This window comes from Allobosea sp. TBD101 (assembly GCF_059817965.1).
Genome location: NZ_CM187543.1, coordinates 2,278,115 through 2,294,795, shown reverse-complemented (window position 1 = coordinate 2,294,795; position 16,681 = coordinate 2,278,115). Strand labels below are relative to the sequence as shown.

20 protein-coding genes are annotated in these 16,681 nt (G+C 66.9%); all 20 read right to left on the bottom strand.

Features of this window, described 5'->3' with window-relative positions; all coding sequences use genetic code 11:
* Positions 1-2: 2 nt before the first annotated feature.
* The 20 genes from AC6RIC_RS11130 to AC6RIC_RS11035 all read right to left on the bottom strand — a co-directional run bounded on the left by AC6RIC_RS11130 (position 3) and on the right by AC6RIC_RS11035 (position 16,566).
* Entirely contained in the window at positions 3-134 is a 132-nt protein-coding gene (locus AC6RIC_RS11130; protein ID WP_499736226.1) for a hypothetical protein, read from the bottom strand.
* Positions 135-142: 8 nt separating this feature from the next.
* Positions 143-595, bottom strand: coding sequence for a hypothetical protein (locus AC6RIC_RS11125; RefSeq protein ID WP_499736225.1), 453 nt, complete (start codon positions 593-595; stop codon positions 143-145).
* A 90-nt stretch (positions 596-685) separates the two neighbouring features.
* Positions 686-3,226 carry a hypothetical protein gene (locus tag AC6RIC_RS11120; RefSeq protein WP_499736224.1) on the bottom strand — a complete coding sequence of 847 codons (2,541 nt, stop codon included), beginning with the start codon at positions 3,224-3,226 and terminating at the stop codon, positions 686-688.
* Between the two features lie 2 nt (positions 3,227-3,228).
* Positions 3,229-3,483 (bottom strand): hypothetical protein, encoded by a 255-nt coding sequence (locus AC6RIC_RS11115; protein ID WP_499736223.1) that lies wholly within the window; start codon positions 3,481-3,483, stop codon positions 3,229-3,231.
* Positions 3,484-3,544: 61 nt separating this feature from the next.
* Positions 3,545-4,036, bottom strand: coding sequence for a DUF4376 domain-containing protein (locus AC6RIC_RS11110; protein ID WP_499736222.1), 492 nt, complete (start codon positions 4,034-4,036; stop codon positions 3,545-3,547).
* Positions 4,037-4,044: 8 nt separating this feature from the next.
* The gene (locus AC6RIC_RS11105; protein WP_499736221.1) at positions 4,045-5,058 is read right to left on the bottom strand and encodes a hypothetical protein; all 1,014 of its coding nucleotides are present in this window, start codon (positions 5,056-5,058) and stop codon (positions 4,045-4,047) included.
* 12 nt (positions 5,059-5,070) lie between these two features.
* Positions 5,071-5,694 (bottom strand): hypothetical protein, encoded by a 624-nt coding sequence (locus AC6RIC_RS11100; protein ID WP_499736220.1) that lies wholly within the window; start codon positions 5,692-5,694, stop codon positions 5,071-5,073.
* Positions 5,695-5,701: 7 nt separating this feature from the next.
* Positions 5,702-6,811, bottom strand: coding sequence for a baseplate J/gp47 family protein (locus AC6RIC_RS11095; RefSeq protein ID WP_499736219.1), 1,110 nt, complete (start codon positions 6,809-6,811; stop codon positions 5,702-5,704).
* 7 nt (positions 6,812-6,818) lie between these two features.
* The gene (locus AC6RIC_RS11090; protein ID WP_499736218.1) at positions 6,819-7,349 is read right to left on the bottom strand and encodes a phage GP46 family protein; all 531 of its coding nucleotides are present in this window, start codon (positions 7,347-7,349) and stop codon (positions 6,819-6,821) included.
* A complete protein-coding gene (locus AC6RIC_RS11085; protein ID WP_499736217.1) occupies positions 7,346-7,894 on the bottom strand; it encodes a phage baseplate assembly protein domain-containing protein in 549 nt (182 codons plus the stop codon). The genes AC6RIC_RS11090 and AC6RIC_RS11085 overlap by 4 nt, the downstream gene beginning before the upstream one ends.
* A complete protein-coding gene (locus AC6RIC_RS11080) occupies positions 7,891-8,997 on the bottom strand; it encodes a phage baseplate assembly protein (protein ID WP_499736216.1) in 1,107 nt (368 codons plus the stop codon). The genes AC6RIC_RS11085 and AC6RIC_RS11080 overlap by 4 nt, the downstream gene beginning before the upstream one ends.
* A gap of 15 nt (positions 8,998-9,012) precedes the next feature.
* Entirely contained in the window at positions 9,013-10,203 is a 1,191-nt protein-coding gene (locus AC6RIC_RS11075) for a DNA circularization N-terminal domain-containing protein (protein WP_499736215.1), read from the bottom strand.
* Positions 10,203-12,137 carry a phage tail tape measure protein gene (locus AC6RIC_RS11070; protein WP_499736214.1) on the bottom strand — a complete coding sequence of 645 codons (1,935 nt, stop codon included), beginning with the start codon at positions 12,135-12,137 and terminating at the stop codon, positions 10,203-10,205. Before AC6RIC_RS11070 ends, AC6RIC_RS11075 begins: the two co-directional genes overlap by 1 nt.
* 68 nt (positions 12,138-12,205) lie before the next feature.
* Positions 12,206-12,583, bottom strand: a complete 378-nt coding sequence (locus AC6RIC_RS11065) for a hypothetical protein (RefSeq protein WP_499736213.1) — start codon at positions 12,581-12,583, stop codon at positions 12,206-12,208.
* On the bottom strand, positions 12,580-12,963 hold the full coding sequence (locus tag AC6RIC_RS11060; protein WP_499736212.1) for a hypothetical protein: 384 nt from the start codon (positions 12,961-12,963) through the stop codon (positions 12,580-12,582). The genes AC6RIC_RS11065 and AC6RIC_RS11060 overlap by 4 nt, the downstream gene beginning before the upstream one ends.
* A 70-nt stretch (positions 12,964-13,033) precedes the next feature.
* Positions 13,034-14,539 (bottom strand): hypothetical protein, encoded by a 1,506-nt coding sequence (locus tag AC6RIC_RS11055; protein WP_499736211.1) that lies wholly within the window; start codon positions 14,537-14,539, stop codon positions 13,034-13,036.
* A 28-nt stretch (positions 14,540-14,567) separates the two neighbouring features.
* A complete protein-coding gene (locus AC6RIC_RS11050) occupies positions 14,568-14,756 on the bottom strand; it encodes a hypothetical protein (RefSeq protein ID WP_499736210.1) in 189 nt (62 codons plus the stop codon).
* Positions 14,757-14,768: 12 nt separating this feature from the next.
* Complete coding sequence (locus AC6RIC_RS11045; protein WP_499736209.1) at positions 14,769-15,575, bottom strand: hypothetical protein; 807 nt, start codon at positions 15,573-15,575, stop codon at positions 14,769-14,771.
* Entirely contained in the window at positions 15,572-15,979 is a 408-nt protein-coding gene (locus AC6RIC_RS11040) for a hypothetical protein (protein WP_499736208.1), read from the bottom strand. The genes AC6RIC_RS11045 and AC6RIC_RS11040 overlap by 4 nt, the downstream gene beginning before the upstream one ends.
* Positions 15,979-16,566, bottom strand: a complete 588-nt coding sequence (locus AC6RIC_RS11035; RefSeq protein ID WP_499736207.1) for a hypothetical protein — start codon at positions 16,564-16,566, stop codon at positions 15,979-15,981. The genes AC6RIC_RS11040 and AC6RIC_RS11035 overlap by 1 nt, the downstream gene beginning before the upstream one ends.
* Positions 16,567-16,681 lie beyond the last annotated feature (115 nt).

The window sequence follows — 16,681 nt, the reverse complement described above, 5'->3', positions numbered from 1 at the left end:
CCTCACTGGCACTTGCGGTTGATGTCGTGGTCGACGGCGAGGCAGTAGAGCAGCGCGCCTGCGCCGGGCGCGCAGCCGGCAAGGGGGGCGCTCAATGCGGCCGCCAGCACGGCCGCGAGGATGAGACGGGACATGGCGAGCCTCACAGGGTCAGGATGAGCAGGCCCCAGATCGCGCCGGTCGCGAGCTCGGCCAGCCAGATCGGATTGGACTGTCGCCAGCGCCAGGCGAGCTCATAGGCGCCAAGCGACAGGACGGCGAAGAGAACGCCGAGCAGCGCGCCCCACCACCCGAAGACGAGCAGGATGGGCACAGCCAACAGCATCCGGAGGAAGAAGCGCCAGTGGTCGCCACCCGCCCCCGGCAGACGGCCGAGGTCGTAGATCGAGCCCCAGGCCGGAATGCCCCAGAGGAGATAGGCGACCGCGATCGCCAGGGCGGCGAGCGGCGGCTGGGCGAAAAGTGCGACAAGGCCGAGGGCGGGCGCGACATACCAGAGTGCCCGACCACGCAGCCAGGCAGGCATCCAGCGGGCATCACCGCGCGCGCGGTTGAGCCCGGCGCTCAGCGCGAGCACCAGCGGAACTTCGAACATCGGGGTCTCCGGACAAGAAAAAGCCCGCGCGAGGCGGGCTGGTCAGGACGGACAGGACCTATCGGCCCTGTAACGGGTGATGGGTTCAGATCAGGGCCAAAGCGTCCCCGCTCCGACATCCGTGACGGCGGACGGAGATATCGCGATGTATTTTGCGCCAGTGCCGCGATTGATGCCGCCCGCGTCGTTCCACTGTGCAGCGTTGCCGATAGCACAGACGCGAGACGGAGCGCCGAACGGCCCGCCGCCGTCAGACCCGATGTGATCGGCGGTAAAGAGCGTCCGAACAGCCGGGTCGGTGATGTCGGCACGAACCTGAGTATTGAGAACGAAACCGCCCCACTGCCCGCTGAAGTTGGACGTGCTGGATCCCGAGACGATACCACCCAAGCACATTTGAACGCTTCCGGTCGCGCGAGTATAGCCAACCGAACCCGCGCCGGCCCAAGATGTGATTGAGCCTGTTCTGTCCGTGCCGTCGAGGAAGACTTTCGCCCCGTTCGCGGCGAGAGCTTGCGAGGTGTCCCACGCGATGAAAACATCACGCTCGACATTATCGCAGACGCTGACGCTGGTATTGATGACGCCGAGGGTCGTCCCGGCGTTGTTGCGCAAAGTGACCCGAATGAAGCCAGTCGTCAGAACCTGCACCACGACAACGGCGGTCCCGGCGACAGAGTTGTAGAGGCTAACGTTTGATGCTGGCGCAGCCGCAATCTTGAGCCTCGGGATGAATAGTGTTCCGGTCGGGCTATCGACTGTATCCAGAGCGCCAGCCGAGGCAACCGCGAACCTATCAGGATCGGTATGAGCGAACGCGACGACCGGGAAGACAGCCGTGGAGGCAGTCGCGACGCTCCAAGTGAACGTCTCGCCGCCGATAGTGACATTGGCGTTGACGGCGGTCGACCCGCTCGCGCTGCTGGTCACTTCAAGTTGGAGATACCGACCATCTGCGATAGTGCCGGCCGCCGATATCCAGGCCGTCGCATTCGTCCCGTTCTTGTCGTCAGCCGTGCGATACCTGACGCCGGCAGAGACCGAGATCGCGCGACTCTCAAAACAGTGAACGAAGCTCCACTCCGACGTGTAGACCGTCGAAACCGTGGCCCCGGCCACGGGCGCGAACGCGGCGAAGCTAGGCAAGCTCGGCCACGGGCGGTTTGCAGGCACACCCCAGCGGTCCAGCAGAGTGGCGGCAGTGTCAGCCGGGCGCACGGCTCCAAGCGCCGCAAAGCCAACCTTGGGGCGCAGTGCCGAGATGATTTTGTCTTCCGAATCAGCGGCGTCCCATGCCGCATCATTGGCATCGAACCATGTGCTGTAGGACGCGGTATCATTCCCCCGCCCCGCGATGACGTTGCTGAGCGCTCCAGCCGCGCCGCCGACTGCGATCAAAGCCTCAGCGAAGTTGCCATCAATGAACTGATGATCCGGGTAAGTGGTATCGCAGTTGATGTCGATTGTTGAAAGGGCAGTTCCGTTCTCTGCGGTAACGCCGGAGACGGAGTTCGTGACGAGTTCGTTTTGGATCGGTGCGTTGTTGCGAGGGTTGGTTAGAAGGGTGTTGCGGAAGATGTATGCCCACGCCGCTCCCGTGTTGGCTTCGCGGAACTGGATGCCCTTCGACGTGATGCGCGAGACGAAGAGATTATCGATGATCCGAGGCGCAAGAAACGGATATCCGTCGTTGATATCCGACATGAACATCCGCTGCGGCTGACCGCGAGCGCCTGGGCGTTGGAACCCGATGTTTCCCGCCACCAGCAAGCCGGCAATGGGGAAATTGTAACCGGGCTGTGCGGCGAAGATCTGGATCATATCGCCGTGCGGGTTCGCATTGTCCTGCGGCTGGCAGAACATGTCGGCGAAGACATTGCCGGAAATGTCGACAGGACCGTTCGCCGAGGTCGCGGCAGCGGTGTAGCCGAACGAGATGAAGTCGCCATAGGGGCGGAGGAGCTTGTTCTTGCGGATCGTGATCGAGCCGCCGTTGCCGATATGGTTGAACTTGATCAGCCCCCACATGTCGGCGAACGTGCTGTTCTGGATCGTGATCGAGCCGGTGATCGTCGAGCCGGCGCCCTTCACCGAGCCGAAGCCGTACCACGCCTGGAACAGGTTGTTCTGCGCCGAGAAGCTACCCGACGATCCGAACTGAGGGTATGTCGCGCTATCGGCCGTAGGATCGAAGGCGATGAAGCCGCGCGTCCAGTCACCACCGCGCACGTCGCAGCCGTCGACCAAGAGGCCGTTGACGTTGCCGTTCGCAGCGATCAGCGGAGGCGGCTGGCTTCCCCAGGCGGGCGGGGCAGTATTCGGTTGCACCCGCAGCTTGAGCAGAGAGACATTCTGGGCCGCATTCACATAGATCGAGCGCAGGACGTGTCCCGCGACGGATGCCCCTCGAACGATGAGCCCGGCCTTCGTGACGGTGAGGTCCGAGAAAGCCCCCCCATCTGCCAACTCGATGATCTTCCCGGCCGTCGCCGCCGAATGCGCTGCCGAAAACTCGGCATCATTGTGGACGATGTAATCCGCAAGCGACGGCTGAGGGCCTGAACTCCCACCCGTGCCAAGGGCGCCAAGCGAGACAGTCCCGCGCGGCTTCTCGCCAAGCCAGATCGGCATGGTCAGCGCTCCACCACGATCGTGGTCGCGGTCGACGCGGCCTTGCCCCAGAGCTTGAGCCCGGCCTTCTGGAAGCTGGCGCCCCGCGTGCCGCCCTGCTCCCGCGAAAGCTCGAGGCCATCGGCGCCGGCAGAAGGCTTGGCGGCGGCCGTGGTCACCAGGGCTGGCGCGCCGCCACGGATTTGCACGGCACAGTCATCGGCGGCGCCGCAATCGGCCCAGTCGGAGGCGTTCAGGGGATAGGAGGTGGCGGCCATGATATGGCTCCCATGAAAAGCGGCGCCCGAAGGCCGTCGAATGTCGGTTGAATTGCGGAGCTCAGCCCGCGAAGGCCGCGTCGATGGCAGCCTCGTTCGTGATTGCGCCCGCTTCGATCGCAGCCTTGACAGCGGCGAAGGTGGCGAAGCCGCCGTTCACATGCGCCTGCACCGCATTGCTGATTGCGATCATGGCCGTTGCGTCGACCGGGTAGGTCCCGCCATCGGCGCCATGCCAGACCGTCGACCAGTCCGCATCGGCCGCCGCGGCGACGCGGGCGCCCGTGATCATCAGCTTGGCGCGATCGTCGGTCGCGACCGGTATGCCGGCGACGGTGATGCCGCCGGTTTCCTTGCGCCAGCGGATATCGGCCGCATAGGCGACGAGCCTGACCTTGGCCTCGGCAGCAATGGCGGAGACCGCTGCCTCCAGCGCCGCGTCATAGCCCGCGAGATCGAGATCCTCCGGCAGATGCGAGATCGAGCCATCCTCGCTCTCAATCACGGTGTCCGCGCCGAGTGCGAGGAGCGCCCGAACTTCCGGTCGGTTCATGCCCATCATCAGTTTTCGACCTCGTAAAGCGTGAAGGTGGAGGTGAAGCCATCGGTCCAACCGCCGCTATCGACTGCGGACGGGTTGACGACGATCGTGGTGTTGATGGCGGTCGCCTGGCCGACGCGATATTCGATGGCGACATTGCCCTTGCTGATGCCGGACCAAGAGAACTTGTTCACCTGAGGCGTCTGATAGCTGGCGCCCGAGTTATTGTAGAGCAGGTAGTGGTTCTGGAACTGGTCCGTGCCAGAAGAACCGTTGAGCCGTGCCCGCGCATAGGTTGTCGAGTTGGTGTCGGCCAGCCGAAGGGACGGCGCAGCCTCGAAGATGAGCCGGGTCGAATCCTTCAGCTTTGGATAGGTTCCGGTCCAAAGGACAATCCCGGGATTGAGCAGGGCTGTGATCACCTGCCGGGCCGTCAGAGTATACACCCGGTAGTTCAGGATGCGGCCGCCCTCGGCCGTCAGGGCCACACCGATATCGCTCGGCAATTGCCCCAGGACGCGCAGCGCGCCGCCATAGTCGAAGACCGTATAGGCCTTGCCGGCGATCAGGTCGCCGATCGCGGGGTCGGTCCCGTCCGCCTTCTTGATCCGGCGGTCGCCACGGCCCGAGACATTGGCGTTGACGGTGGTGTCGGTGTTCGTCGCCGGCGCGACAATGTTCAGCACCCGGCCCGAGGCATAGGCTGGCACTTCGAGGGCCGGCGTCACCACCCAGGCGTTCGCGGTTCCCGTCGCCAGCGCCCAGGTCGCATGGCCGGAGGCGATGGCCTGCGCCAGCAGAAGCGGGTTGAGATTGCTGACCGCGACGCTGCTCGAGCGCACCACGCCGCGCAATTGCTTGATCAGCATGTTGATCAGGGCCGCGCGCCATTCCGTGCCGTCATCGGCGATCGGCGAGGAGCAATCGGCGAAGAAACTATCGGGGTCGCCCGGCCCATTGTTGGGGCTGAATGTCGGTTCGATCGCGGCGGAATCGGCGGCGCCGAAGGCGCCCGGCCCCCAGAGGTCGACCATTGGCAAGGCTCCTTAGATCGTCTCGAAGACGAGATCGGCATGCGCCGGCGCGATCCGGCGGATCAGGCAGACGAGCGGGTTGATGTCGGGGCCGCAATCGATGCCGTAGCCGGTGCGCATGCGCCCCATCAGGGGCTTGCGCAGCGCCTTCGCGGCATAGGACGGCGAATTCGCGAGATCGACGGCGATGCGCCAGGCAACCCCATCGGCGGCGCCGACACGCAGGGCGCCGACGCGGCCATTGCCCATCCGGCAGGATTGCGGGCGGGCGATGAATTCCTCGGCGATCGCAATCGACCAGCCGCGGCGCAGCGCGGCCGCCTCGGCATAGGCCGGAATGCCGTCGCCGACCGCGTTGACCTTCTCGCAAATGTCGGCAAACGGGTCGCAGCCATCGGGCAGGCCGTATTCCAGAGCCCAGAGGTCAAGCGTCTCGACCGCAGTCGAGCAGAAATACTCGTCGACCACGGCGCAGATGCGCCTGTCGGCTTCGCCCGCCACTTCCCCGAACGCCTCGAAGAAGGCGCCCATGGTCGAGCCGGCGATAGCGTCATGGCCGCCATGCCGCCAGGCGGCGCCGCGCGGCCGCATGGCTGCGATCGAAGCGGCAACCTCGGCATCGCTCGGGCAGATCATCGGGGCCTCAGGCGAAGGTTGGCGTGCCCGGCACGGCCGTCTGGCCCGGCGTCAGCACGATGTCGGCGGAGGGTGAGACGAGGACGTGGCTGCTCTCGCCGGTCGCGTTCGCGATCGCCTGCCAGATCCAGCTGACCGAGAAAGTCGCAGGTGTCGCCAGGAAGGGCATGGACGGATGATCGTCGGCGGAGCCTGCCACGCGGCTGTTGCGATAGAAGGTCGTTGCGACCTCCGCCACCACGGCGCTGCGGACCTCCGGCGTATCGGGCAGCAGGTTGTCGATCGTGTAGTTGACCGGGACAGCCTCGGCGATGCGAACGACGCCAAGGCCAGCGCCGGGGCCGGCGACGCGCAGGGCGCTCTCGACGGCCAGCCTGTCACTCTCGAGCGGGATGCCGTTCGGGCGCGTCAGGTCGAAGAAGGGATAGATCACGACCGTGCCGCGGCCGGCGCCCAGCGGCTCGATGAAGGCGCGGGTCACGCCCGGGACGGCGAGCGTGTATTTCAGCCAGTCGGCGGGGGCGCCTGCATGTTCGGGGAAGGCCTTCGCCAGAAGCAGGCGGGCCTTGTAAGCCTGGTTGCCCTCGGCATCGGCCGCGCCGCCCAGCCCGCTAGCGGCGACAGCAAATGTCGCCGGCCCGGTCAGGCCGCTGCTCGCGGTCAGGATCGCCCCGGCGGCGGTCGCGCCAATCGCGCCTGCCTCGCCAGCGGTGACCGGCACCGTGGCCGACCCGGCGCCGGCCAGCGTGATGCCGGCATCGACCGTAAAGCCCACTCCATCGGACCGGGCGAGCACGGCGCCGGTGGCGAGCACGATCGCGCCGGTCGCGGTGACCGTCACCGCGCCGCGCGCCGCGGTCGCCGCCTTGCGCGGGACCGGCGGCTTCATTTCCGCGCCATGGCGATCCAGCGTCGCCGGATCACTCGTCAACACGAAGCGCTGATCGGCAGCCCAGGCGAGCCGCTGATGCAGGATCGACATCTCGCCGGCGATGATCTTCGCGACCGGGTTCAGGTTGTTGCGGGCAAGCGTCGCATCGGCGCCCTGCAGCTTGCCGGTGAAGGCGCGCGCGACCCGGGTGATCAGGCTCTGCAGGGTCGGGGTGGTCCAGGCCATGCGCGCCCTACCTCATCTCTTGCCAGAGGCGCTCGAAGCGCTGGCTGTAGCGAAGGGCGCCGTCGCGCCCGTAGATCTCGGCCGCAAGCCAGACGCCGCGGCGCTGGTTCTCGATCAGGCCGGAGGTGACCGAGACCCGTGCCGCGACCTGGTCGCGCACCATCCACGCCAGCGCCTCCTCGGCATAGATCCGGGCGAGATTGGCGACCTCTTCGATTGCGACCTCGTTGGCGAGCAGCCAGAGATGGCTGCCCTGTTCTTCCGGCTTCTCGCCTTCCGGCGCATAGGCGTCGCCCCACCAACCGCGCCGGTCGACGACATCGGGCCGCCAGCCTTCGGGCGCCCGCCTGTCCGTGAACAGCGACTGGATGACGGCACCTGCCAGCGCGTCGGAGGCATCGAGGCCGCCGGGATTGACCGGGTCATTGGCCGGCGCGATGCACCAGTCGCCGAGCCCCTCCTCCTGCGACCAGAAGGTCGACCAGACGAGCGACGGCTTCTCGGCCGCCTCGCGGCTGATCGCGATGCCGTAGCTCATAGGATCGAGAACACCTTGCTGGAAAAGCCGCTTTCGGTAGCGACGCGATGGCCGCCCTCGCCGCCGAGATCGACCCGGCCGGGTGTCATCACGACCTTGAGGCCGCTGGCGAGCGAGAACTCGATGCGCTCGTCGGAGAGCGTTGCCTGCATGCCGCCGCGCTTCAGGGTGATGTCGCCGGTTTCGGCTTCGACCTCGACCCCGCCGGCCTTGGCGCGCACCTGCACGCCATCGGAGCCCTTGGCGAAGATGACGTTCTCGGAAGCGTCGTAGAGCACCGCCGAACCACCCGGCGAAGCCACGGGCCGCTTGTCGCTGTCGAAGCCGATAGCCCGCAGCCGGTCGGACGAACCGACCCGTTCGAACCATCCGGTCGAGCCGATCGGAGGAACACTCGAGAGCCCGTGGGGCTGATCACGCAGCACGCCAGTGAATAACTCCCCGCGATAGCCGCGGACGGTCAGGACTTGACCGCGCTTGCTGTCATCGACCGCGACGATCTCGCCGCGGGTGAAGGTCGAGGCCTCGCCGAACTCGGTGATCATGTGTCGTCCCCGCCGGCCTTGCCGGTGTAATCCGTGCCCTTGTTCGCCTTGCCCTTCTTGCCGCCGAAGCTGCGCGGATCGACCAGGCTGAGAATGGCCTGGGTTCCGCCGGTCGGTTCGTCGGACTGGCGCAGGCTCACCTTCTTGACCAGCATGTCCTGCACCACGTCGAGGCTGGGCAGCTCGGTGAAGACGAGGCGACCCGGCGTCCAGATCGTGCCGGCCTCATCGCGCCAGCCCGGAACCGTCACCTCGCAGGTCAACCCTTCGCCGCTGGCGCGGTCACGGTGCCATTTCGCTCGGTCACGGGCGTCCTGCTTCCGGATCAGCTCGGGCGGGACGACGATCTTGACCCGCTTGCGCTTGATCGTGTCGTCCTCGGCCTCGGCCTCGATCCGGAGATCGTCATCGCCATAGCCATCGGGCGCCTGTGCCCGCACCTTGACCTTTGAGAATTTCTTGCTGTCGTCATGAACCGCCGAAGCGTCGAGGATGTTGAGACCCTCGGTCAGGCTGCCGGCATGGCGCTTGCTGCCGGCCTTGGCGAATTTGACATTGCCCTCGGGCGTGTCGCCGATGGCGAAGCCTTCCTTGCGCGAGAGGCGGCGAGCAAAGGTATGGACGGTCTCGCCGGGGCGGATGCGCTTCACCGGCTCCTTGCCATGCTGCAGGTCGCTCTCGACCGAGATGCCGAAATTCTTGGCCAGAGCGCCGATGATGCCCTTAGCGTCCTGGTCGCGGAATTCGCCGGTGTCGTGCTCCGCGCTCGAATCGACCAGGTCGCCGGTCTTGGAGCGGCCGGCGATCGGCAGCTCCTGCTCCGCCGAACGCAGGGCGGGCGATCGCTTCTCGACATGGCCGGTCAGCAGCAGGTCGCCGCCATCGGCGCCGTAATCCGGCGAGAAACCGTCGCTGGCCAGCGCGTGGATGGTGACGGCGGGCGAGCCGCGCAGCGCCTTCAGCAGATCCGCCTGCGGCAGCTCGGGATGCTTGACCTTCGCCTCGAAATTCCGGGCCGCCTCATCCATGGCGATCTCGACCGCGATCGTCAGGGGGCGGAGCACAAGCCCCGCCACCTTCAACGTCACGATCTCGAAGGCCATGGCGGCGTGCCTCTATCAGGATGCCAGTGCTTCGAAGCGCTCCGGCAGAAAACCGGGATGAACGGCCCCGGAGCGCCGCACTAGTTCATCGGCCCGGGTGGGGTCGCCATAGAGCGACCAGGCCCAGACCAGCGCCGGCAGCGGCCGGTTGGCCGAGACGGTGATCAGCGGGGCGAGATCGGCCTCCTGGCGCTGCGCCAGTTCGGCGACGATGCCGGCCATGGCCGAGAGTCGGTCGAGCAGGTCGAGCCCCGCGCGACCGATCCGGCCGAGCGCATCATCGAAAACCGCCATCGCCTCGGCCCGCGCCGCCACGGCCTCGGACCGGTCGGCATAGGTCCGGCGGGCCTGCGCCTCACCCAACGCGAGCGCGCGGGCAGTCGCGGTGATCGCCACGGCAAGCGCCGCATTCTCGGCGATCGTTACCGCCGTTCCGCGGCTGACCTGGGCCGGCGCCGCATCGGCGGGTGGTCCCAGATCCGAGAGAACCCCGGCCAGCAGGCCAGGGTCGGCCGCATCGCCGATCGCGATGGCGACCGCGGCAACCGATCGGCCGAAGCCGGCCGGATCGTCCGACAGGGACGCGAGCGCCACGGTGGCCTGCGTCAAGGCGGTATCGACCGGCCCCTTCGCCTCGGGCGAGAGCCTGAGCAGGTCGGCAATCGCCGCCATGTCGCCGACGATGCCGGCGCCGGCCTCGATCGCCGCCTCCAGCACCGTGATCGGCAGACCGACGATCTGCAGGCCGGCCAGGGCGAAATCGGCCAGGGCATCCGCCACCGGCCCCGCCGCAGCGAACAGGCTGGCGATCAGGGCGTTCGGCGAGAGACGGATTGGCGAGAGATCGGGCTCGGCCACCGCCTCGATCGAGACGGTGAGATACCCGAGCTTCTCCTTCGAGAACTGCCGCTTCGCCTTGGTCAGGCGCACCAGCCGCGCACCGCCGACCGGCAGCACCAGCAGGCCGCGATGCCGGGTCTCGGCCGCGGCAAGCAGAGAATCTGCCACCGCCTCGGCAGCGTCGCCGACCAGATAGGCCTCAATCTCGTATTTGCGGGCGTTGGGGCCGAAACTCTCGTTCAGCCAGGTCCCGTTCGGGATCGTCGGCGATGCGACCCGGTGGCCCGCCTCGTCATCGGCGCTGTCGACATGGAAGCCGATGCCGTTGAACGAGGCGCGGCGCAGCCGGCGCGGATCAAAGACCATTATTCTGCCCCCTGCCTCCCGGTCGGGAGGCCGCTGACGCTCATGGACGGCATGCTGAGCGACGCCAGATCCTGGCGAAGCCGCGCGACCTTGCCAGACAGTCGGTCGATCGACCCTTCAGCGGCGACGAAGCCGGCGGAGATCTCGCTGCCAGCCGTTTGCGCGGCGGGGCCGAGGAGGCCGAAGGACGATGCCGCCGCCTCGCTCTTGGATTTGACATCGTCGAGCGCCGCGATCGGTGCGAGACCGCCGCCGGCGAGATCCTTTGGCCGAACCGGCGGCAAGACCTTGCCCTCGCGTCCGCCAGAGAGCGGCTTACTGCCGGCGCCGATGCCGCTGAAAGCTCCGGCCCGTCGAGCCTCCCGCGCTGCTTCGATGACGTCGGCAAATTCCGGAGAGTTCGATGTCAGCGAGGAGCCAGGCAGGGCGCCGAGGCGACGAAGCTGATCGCGCGACCAGGCATTATCGCCAGCCGCAATGCGGTCCATGAACGACTTCTTGTTGGCTTTGTCGAAATACGACAGGTAGCCCTGCTTCTTTTCCTTCGACTGGAGCGCCTCCAGCGCCTTCATCGTGGCGGCGCGGCTGGTGTCGCCCGTGACGAAATCCGACCAGGAGCCCTTGTTGGGGTTGGTCACGCCTTCGAGCGTCTGGGAGTCGACGAAACCCTGCCAACCCTCGTTATGCTCGCGCAGATCCTTGCCGACAGTGTCCGTGGCGAGCTGCTTGACGGCTTGGAGAAAGCCCTTCTCGCGAACTGCTATCGTAGCGCGCTCCAGCGCCTGGGCGACGCGATCGAGATTGTCGGCGCCAACCTGAAGGCGGGTTGATCCAAGCTCCAGCGCTAGGCCGCCAACAGCGGTCTTCGCGCGGTCGGTGGCCTCGGCGAACCGGTCGAATTTGGCCTGCGCATCGTCAGAAACGCGGGCGAAGTCAACATCGATCGTCCCTTTCGAGCCCTTCAGCTTTTCGCGAAGCTCGACCATCTTCTGCATGTCCGCCAGCAGCGGCCGCATGCCGCGCTGCACTTCCATGTCCGAGAAGAGCTGCGGCAGCTTCGACAGGTCACCCTTTAGAGCCTTGTTCGACAGATCGACGAAGACGTCGAGGAGGTTCTTCCCCTCCTTACGCGCCTTGGTCATCTCCTTGCGGAGATCGATACCGAACTTGGAGAAGCGCTTGACCGTCTCGTCGCTCTCCATCTTCGAGAAAATGTTTTGCGCCGAGCTGGCTGCCTCCTCCGCCGAGCCGGTACCGCCGCGGATAACCTGGAGCATCGCGACCAGGTTTCGCAGGCCGCCCTGCCCGGACTGTCCCAACGCCTTGAATGCCGGGAGCATCGAGGGAAGGTAACGCGCCATATCCTTCAGCTCGAACTTGCCGAGCTTGCCGCCCATGGCGAGCGTGTCCTGCGCTTCCTGCAGACCCTCGACCGCGATCTTCATGTGGTCGATCAGGGCGGTCGAGGAGTTCGCGATGTCCTCGACACCGGCGCCGGAGGCCTGGGCCGTCCGCAGCACCGAAGGCATCATCTTCATGGCCTCGGAGAATTCGCGGCCCGAGGCCGTGATCGCGTCGAGGCCTTTCTGAGCCGGATCGAACAATGTCGCCGTTTCGCGGGCGAGATTGCGCAGTTCGACCGTGCCCTTCCGAGTCGCTTCCGCCGTGGCATCGCCCGTAATGCCGATCCGGGTCATCGATCGATCGACCTCGGCGAAGCGCTTCTGCGCCTCGTTGAGGCCGCGAATGATGCTGGCACCCGCCAGTGCGCCGCCTGCCGCTGCCATGGCGCGGGCCGCGATCGATTGGAACGCAGCCATGCCCTTCGATTGCTGAGCCCGGAACCGATCGAGGTCGCGAGCAGCGGCGGCGAGGCCCGGGCGCAGCTTGTTCTGCGCCGTCAGGAGGGCCTCGGCCCGAACCGCGACAACCATGGATCACCCGTAAAGTTCGGCCCAGCGCTTCAGGGCCGGCAGGCTCATTGAAGCGAACTCCCGAGGCGTTACGCCGGCGGCAGCGAGGGCGCGGACGCGGGCTTCAACCGCATCCGCGCGTTCTTGAAAAAATCGAGAACCGCCTCCTCGATCAGCATGCCGAGGGCGGCATCCCGCTCGCGGGCGATGATATCGGCGTCGTGCTCGGTGATGAGCTTCCTGATCCATTGCAGGAGCAGCGGCCGGTCGACATAGGGCGTACCCAACCCGGCATCGTTGTAGATGAAGCCGCGTGGATCGCCGATCTCCCAGATCTCGCCTGCAGTCGGCGGACGCAGGAGCAGCGACGACACGGCAGTGCCGCCGATAGCGACGATCGGCGCGGAGAAATGGATGCGGACAGACCCGTCCGGCAGATCCTCCCGCCGCGGAGCAGGCGCGCTCACCGAGCCACCGCCAGGAAGCTCTCGGCCGTGATGGTGAGACCGGAAAGCTCGCCGGTCATGGCGTCATCCTGCGGATCACCGGTGAAGACGGCGCGGCCGAAATGGTAATCCATCTTCTCGGTGTCGTGCAGGAAGACGACATCGACCTTGTCGAGCGTCAGCAGCGCATCGACATCGATCGGGTTGCCGTTCGTATCCTTCGAGGCGAGCGACAGGCCGGTCCGATAGCCCTGAACCGTGAAGGTACGGTCGACCGTCCCGTCGGTGTTGGTGACGGCCTCGGCGGAGAGCCGGCTGGGATTGCGGGTGAGAGAGCCGCGAAGGGCCAAGTTCTGGCCCGTGGGCAGGCGCAGTTTGATGATGCCGCCGTAATTCGACATGGGCGAGCGCTCCGGATGAAGAAAGAAGGAGCCCGCCGCCGCGCGGCGGGCCTATGCGGATCGCCTGCCGTCAGGCCGCGGCGGGGTACTGCGCGTAGAAGGTCGCGTTGGCCGCGAGGATGTCGAGCGGGTTCACCCGGTCGAGCGACATCGCGATGTTGACGCGCGCCGGATTGGAGGCGTCGATCTCGGTCTTCACGCGCTTCGCGAAGCCCGGCTTGTCTTCGAACAGGCCGCGATCGACCAGGTCGCCATAGAGCGAGATGCAGTCCGCCTTGATGTCGTCCGGCGTCACGATCGTCGGCAGGTTGGACGGGTTAGCCCGCGCCAGCGCCTTGTTGGCGTTGCGGGTGGCAAGGCCCGCGCGCATGTAGCGCAGCCCCAGCATCACCTGCGCGATCGCCTGGATGTCGCGGAACACCGTGTCCGGCATATCCTGCGCGTTCACCTGCTGCGTGGTGATGAGCTTGTCGACCACCACCTGGCCGGTGCCGTTGACCTTCCAGGTCGAGATACCCGAGCCGTCGAGCGTGTTGCGCACCGCATAGTTCGGCCAGACCGAGCGGTCGCGCGGCGCGCGGATATCCTCCAGCGCCAGGTCGCTCTGGTTGCGGGCGGCGTTGCCGTTGGTATCGTCGGTCAGCCACGGCAGCACACGCGCCGCATACTGCGCCACCCATTCCCAGCCCGGCGTCGGCGAAGCGACGCGGCCGATGATGGACAGGTGACGCTCACGCTTGCGGCCGAGGCCCAGCGAGGTCTGGGCGCCGGTATTGCCGGTATTCACCGTGATGTAATGCCCGTAGAGCTGCGCATTCCAGGCCCAGCGGCCGGAAACATCGGAAAAGGCAGCGACGGCCGCGTCGAGATTGGCGGTCTCGACGAAGGGCGAGATGATCCAGTCCATCGGCATGTCGCCAAGCGCCGCCAGAGCCGCCGCGATCGAGGCCGTGCCCGTCGCGGGGACGGTCTGGGCGATGGTCAGGCCGGAGGCATAGGCGTTGCCGGGCAGGCTGGGGTCCGCGAAGACCTCGAGCTCGTTCATGGTCGTGCCGGCATGGCGCGCCGTCAGCGTCACCACATTGGTGCTCGCCGAGGCGGTGACCGGCAGATAGGCCAGCGTCAGCGGATCGACATAGGCGTTGATCGCGGCGGCGATGGCCGTCGCGGTCTGCGCGGCGGTCTCGCTCGCGGCCTTCGCCACCGCGACCTTGCGGCCGGCGATCTCGATCACGCCATCGCCCGCGGCGGCGGCGAGAGAACCGACCGTGGCGGTCCAGGCGCCGGCAATGCCGGTGACCGGAATGGCGACCAGATAGAACTTCTGCACCGGCGCGGCGCGGCGCGCCACGCGGAACATCTCATAGAGCTGCGAGCCCGGGCCGGCGAGCGCGGCGGCCTCGCCGATCGTGGTGCAGAGCACGGGGGTGTTGTCGGCGAGCGAGCCGGCGGCGGACTTGTGACCGAAAATCACGCCATAGCTCTGGGACTCGTACTGCCCGCCGGAATTGATCTCGAAGAAGGTGCCGGGCGCGATCAGGCCGCTGCCCGGAATGAAATTGAACAGCGTCGCCATGCGCAGCGCTCCGGTTGATGGGATGGGTTCAGGAATTCGGTTTGGCCGGCTTCACCGGCTTGCCCTCGAGCAGCGTCCCGTCGGCGAGCAGCGTCGCGAAGAACGGATCGACGGACGAGACCTCGAAGGGCTCGGCCGGGAGCGTGCTGCCGGGCTTTCCCGGCCACGGCACGCGCGCGGCCTTGTCCGCCAGGACGACGGTCTTGGTCAGGCTCATGGGGCGCCTCGTCTACAGGGTGATGGAGCCGCCGAGATCGCCGACGGGCGGGGTCTGGCTGGGATCGGCAGGCGGTGGCGGCGGATCGTTGCCGTCGCGCCGAAGATTGATGGCCAGGCGCATCTGGTTCAGCGCCGGGAAATCGGCCGGACGGCCGATCAGGCTGCCCAGCATGGTCGCGATCTTGTGGCCGTAGCTGCCGACTGGAAGGTCGCGGGCAACATATGACAGCGGCGCAGGCAGATAGTCGAAGGCCGGGGCGCCGCTCGGCACACCGGCCGGCCAGCGCTCCTCGCGGAAGATCGAGCAGGCATATTCGAGGCGCCGAGCCGAAAGGCGCGTCTCGGTATCGCCGTCGCGATAGGGATGGCTTTCGACTTCGCGGATCTCGCTCAGCACATAGCGAAGCGGCCCGCTCATTCGCGCATCGGCCAATCTCTGGCCGATCTGCGCCTCGATGAGGTCGAGCGTCGATTCCGCAGCCGCATCCGTCGGTCCGACAGCCTGCAGGGCGGCGCTGTCGCCATCCTGAACTGCCACGGGCACCATGATCTCGAAGGCAAGGGAAACCATCAGCGGCGTCGAATTATGCGCCACGGTGACGTCACCGATGCCGCCCTTGATCGCCGTCTCGTCGGTCATCACTACGATGAGCGGCATCGTCGGATCGACATCGGCCAGCGCCGTCGGGCTCATCTGCGTGTCGAAGACCTGGCGACCCGCAAAGGTCGGCCAAGCCGGGCTCGCAAGACGCTCCTGGGAAAACGGCGCCAGAGTTTCGATGACGGCGAGGCGCAGCGCCGTGCGAGCGAGCATCATCCGGAAACCCTCGTCAGGCCGAGATGAAGGCCGGCGAGCCCGTCGGGCATCGGCTCGGCAATGCGGTAGCGAACGTCCGGACGGTCATCGAAGACGATCTCGTCGCCTTTGCGCGGCACCCATGAGAGTCCGCAATGCTTGAGCGTCGCGACGATACGGAAGCCGGCCGAGGCGACCTTGAACGCCCCTGCGGGGGTCGGAAGTCCCTGCCCGCCGATCTGGACGCGTTCCGACCATTCCGACCGGATCATGGTCACGCCGGTGAGGATCGGCCGGTCCGGATCTTCCTCGGGCAAGGCGTTGACGCTGCCGGCCGGGCGCATCGGGAAGATGCTCGCGCAATCGCCGAACAGCACGCCAGCGGTGTCGAGCACCATGGCGTCGAGCTCGTCGAAGGCGGACATCAATACCCCCTGAGCGCGGCGAGCAGCGCTTCCTTCATGTGATGCGGCAGCCGGGCGGAAGCGTCGCGCTCCCAGGCCCGGGTGAACGGGCGAGATTGCATCGCCTCGGGCACGCCGGGGCCTCGCGGCCGCGACAGCGACCATTTGCCCTTACCGGTCCGCTCCCAGACCGCATGCGAGATGCGGCTGCGCTTGCGGCGGGGGAACTTGCCGGAGAGGTAGAAGCTGCGCGGGACGAGCTTGCGGGTGCCGAGCCAGTGCACGGTGGCGCCTGCCTGGGTTTCCTTCGGCTGATACCAGATCAGCGGCAGGCCCCGGCCGAAGCCGGCCATGGAGAAGGTCAGCGTCGTCGCATTGGCTTTGAGGATCGAGGTATAGCGCTTCACCGCCTGGGTGACGGTGCCCTTGGCGTAAGGATGCTTTCGCAGCCCCAGCACCTCGCGGATATTGCGCTTGCCGGCATTGGCGGCGGGCGTGCCGGCACGGTTGAGGCCGCGCGCGATCGCCCGGTTCGCCTTCGGCCCTGCCGCCATCACCAGGGCGTCGAGCCCCTTCATGGTGATATCGGTGCGAACCTGCAGGCTCATCGGGCGCCCTCGCCTATCTGCGCCGCGCCAGGGCGGCCTGCGCCGCCTGCGCGACCTTGCCGGCCACCTTGCCGAGATCGACCCGGGCCGAGGCGGCGGCGGCTCTTGCCGCTGA

What these genes read in the sequence shown, in the direction of transcription:
- AC6RIC_RS11130 (WP_499736226.1), bottom strand. Translation starts at nt 134, where the DNA reads ATGTCCCGTCTCATCCTCGCGGCCGTGCTGGCGGCCGCATTGAGCGCC.
- AC6RIC_RS11045 (WP_499736209.1), bottom strand. Translation starts at nt 15,575, where the DNA reads ATGATGCTCGCTCGCACGGCGCTGCGCCTCGCCGTCATCGAAACTCTG.
- AC6RIC_RS11090 (WP_499736218.1), bottom strand. Translation starts at nt 7,349, where the DNA reads ATGAGCTACGGCATCGCGATCAGCCGCGAGGCGGCCGAGAAGCCGTCG.
- AC6RIC_RS11055 (WP_499736211.1), bottom strand. Translation starts at nt 14,539, where the DNA reads ATGGCGACGCTGTTCAATTTCATTCCGGGCAGCGGCCTGATCGCGCCC.
- AC6RIC_RS11050 (WP_499736210.1), bottom strand. Translation starts at nt 14,756, where the DNA reads ATGAGCCTGACCAAGACCGTCGTCCTGGCGGACAAGGCCGCGCGCGTG.
- AC6RIC_RS11120 (WP_499736224.1), bottom strand. Translation starts at nt 3,226, where the DNA reads ATGCCGATCTGGCTTGGCGAGAAGCCGCGCGGGACTGTCTCGCTTGGC.
- AC6RIC_RS11085 (WP_499736217.1), bottom strand. Translation starts at nt 7,894, where the DNA reads ATGATCACCGAGTTCGGCGAGGCCTCGACCTTCACCCGCGGCGAGATC.
- AC6RIC_RS11125 (WP_499736225.1), bottom strand. Translation starts at nt 595, where the DNA reads ATGTTCGAAGTTCCGCTGGTGCTCGCGCTGAGCGCCGGGCTCAACCGC.
- AC6RIC_RS11105 (WP_499736221.1), bottom strand. Translation starts at nt 5,058, where the DNA reads ATGGTCGACCTCTGGGGGCCGGGCGCCTTCGGCGCCGCCGATTCCGCC.
- AC6RIC_RS11110 (WP_499736222.1), bottom strand. Translation starts at nt 4,036, where the DNA reads ATGAACCGACCGGAAGTTCGGGCGCTCCTCGCACTCGGCGCGGACACC.
- AC6RIC_RS11060 (WP_499736212.1), bottom strand. Translation starts at nt 12,963, where the DNA reads ATGTCGAATTACGGCGGCATCATCAAACTGCGCCTGCCCACGGGCCAG.
- AC6RIC_RS11100 (WP_499736220.1), bottom strand. Translation starts at nt 5,694, where the DNA reads ATGATCTGCCCGAGCGATGCCGAGGTTGCCGCTTCGATCGCAGCCATG.
- AC6RIC_RS11035 (WP_499736207.1), bottom strand. Translation starts at nt 16,566, where the DNA reads ATGAGCCTGCAGGTTCGCACCGATATCACCATGAAGGGGCTCGACGCC.
- AC6RIC_RS11115 (WP_499736223.1), bottom strand. Translation starts at nt 3,483, where the DNA reads ATGGCCGCCACCTCCTATCCCCTGAACGCCTCCGACTGGGCCGATTGC.
- AC6RIC_RS11080 (WP_499736216.1), bottom strand. Translation starts at nt 8,997, where the DNA reads ATGGCCTTCGAGATCGTGACGTTGAAGGTGGCGGGGCTTGTGCTCCGC.
- AC6RIC_RS11070 (WP_499736214.1), bottom strand. Translation starts at nt 12,137, where the DNA reads ATGGTTGTCGCGGTTCGGGCCGAGGCCCTCCTGACGGCGCAGAACAAG.
- AC6RIC_RS11095 (WP_499736219.1), bottom strand. Translation starts at nt 6,811, where the DNA reads ATGGCCTGGACCACCCCGACCCTGCAGAGCCTGATCACCCGGGTCGCG.
- AC6RIC_RS11040 (WP_499736208.1), bottom strand. Translation starts at nt 15,979, where the DNA reads ATGTCCGCCTTCGACGAGCTCGACGCCATGGTGCTCGACACCGCTGGC.
- AC6RIC_RS11075 (WP_499736215.1), bottom strand. Translation starts at nt 10,203, where the DNA reads ATGGTCTTTGATCCGCGCCGGCTGCGCCGCGCCTCGTTCAACGGCATC.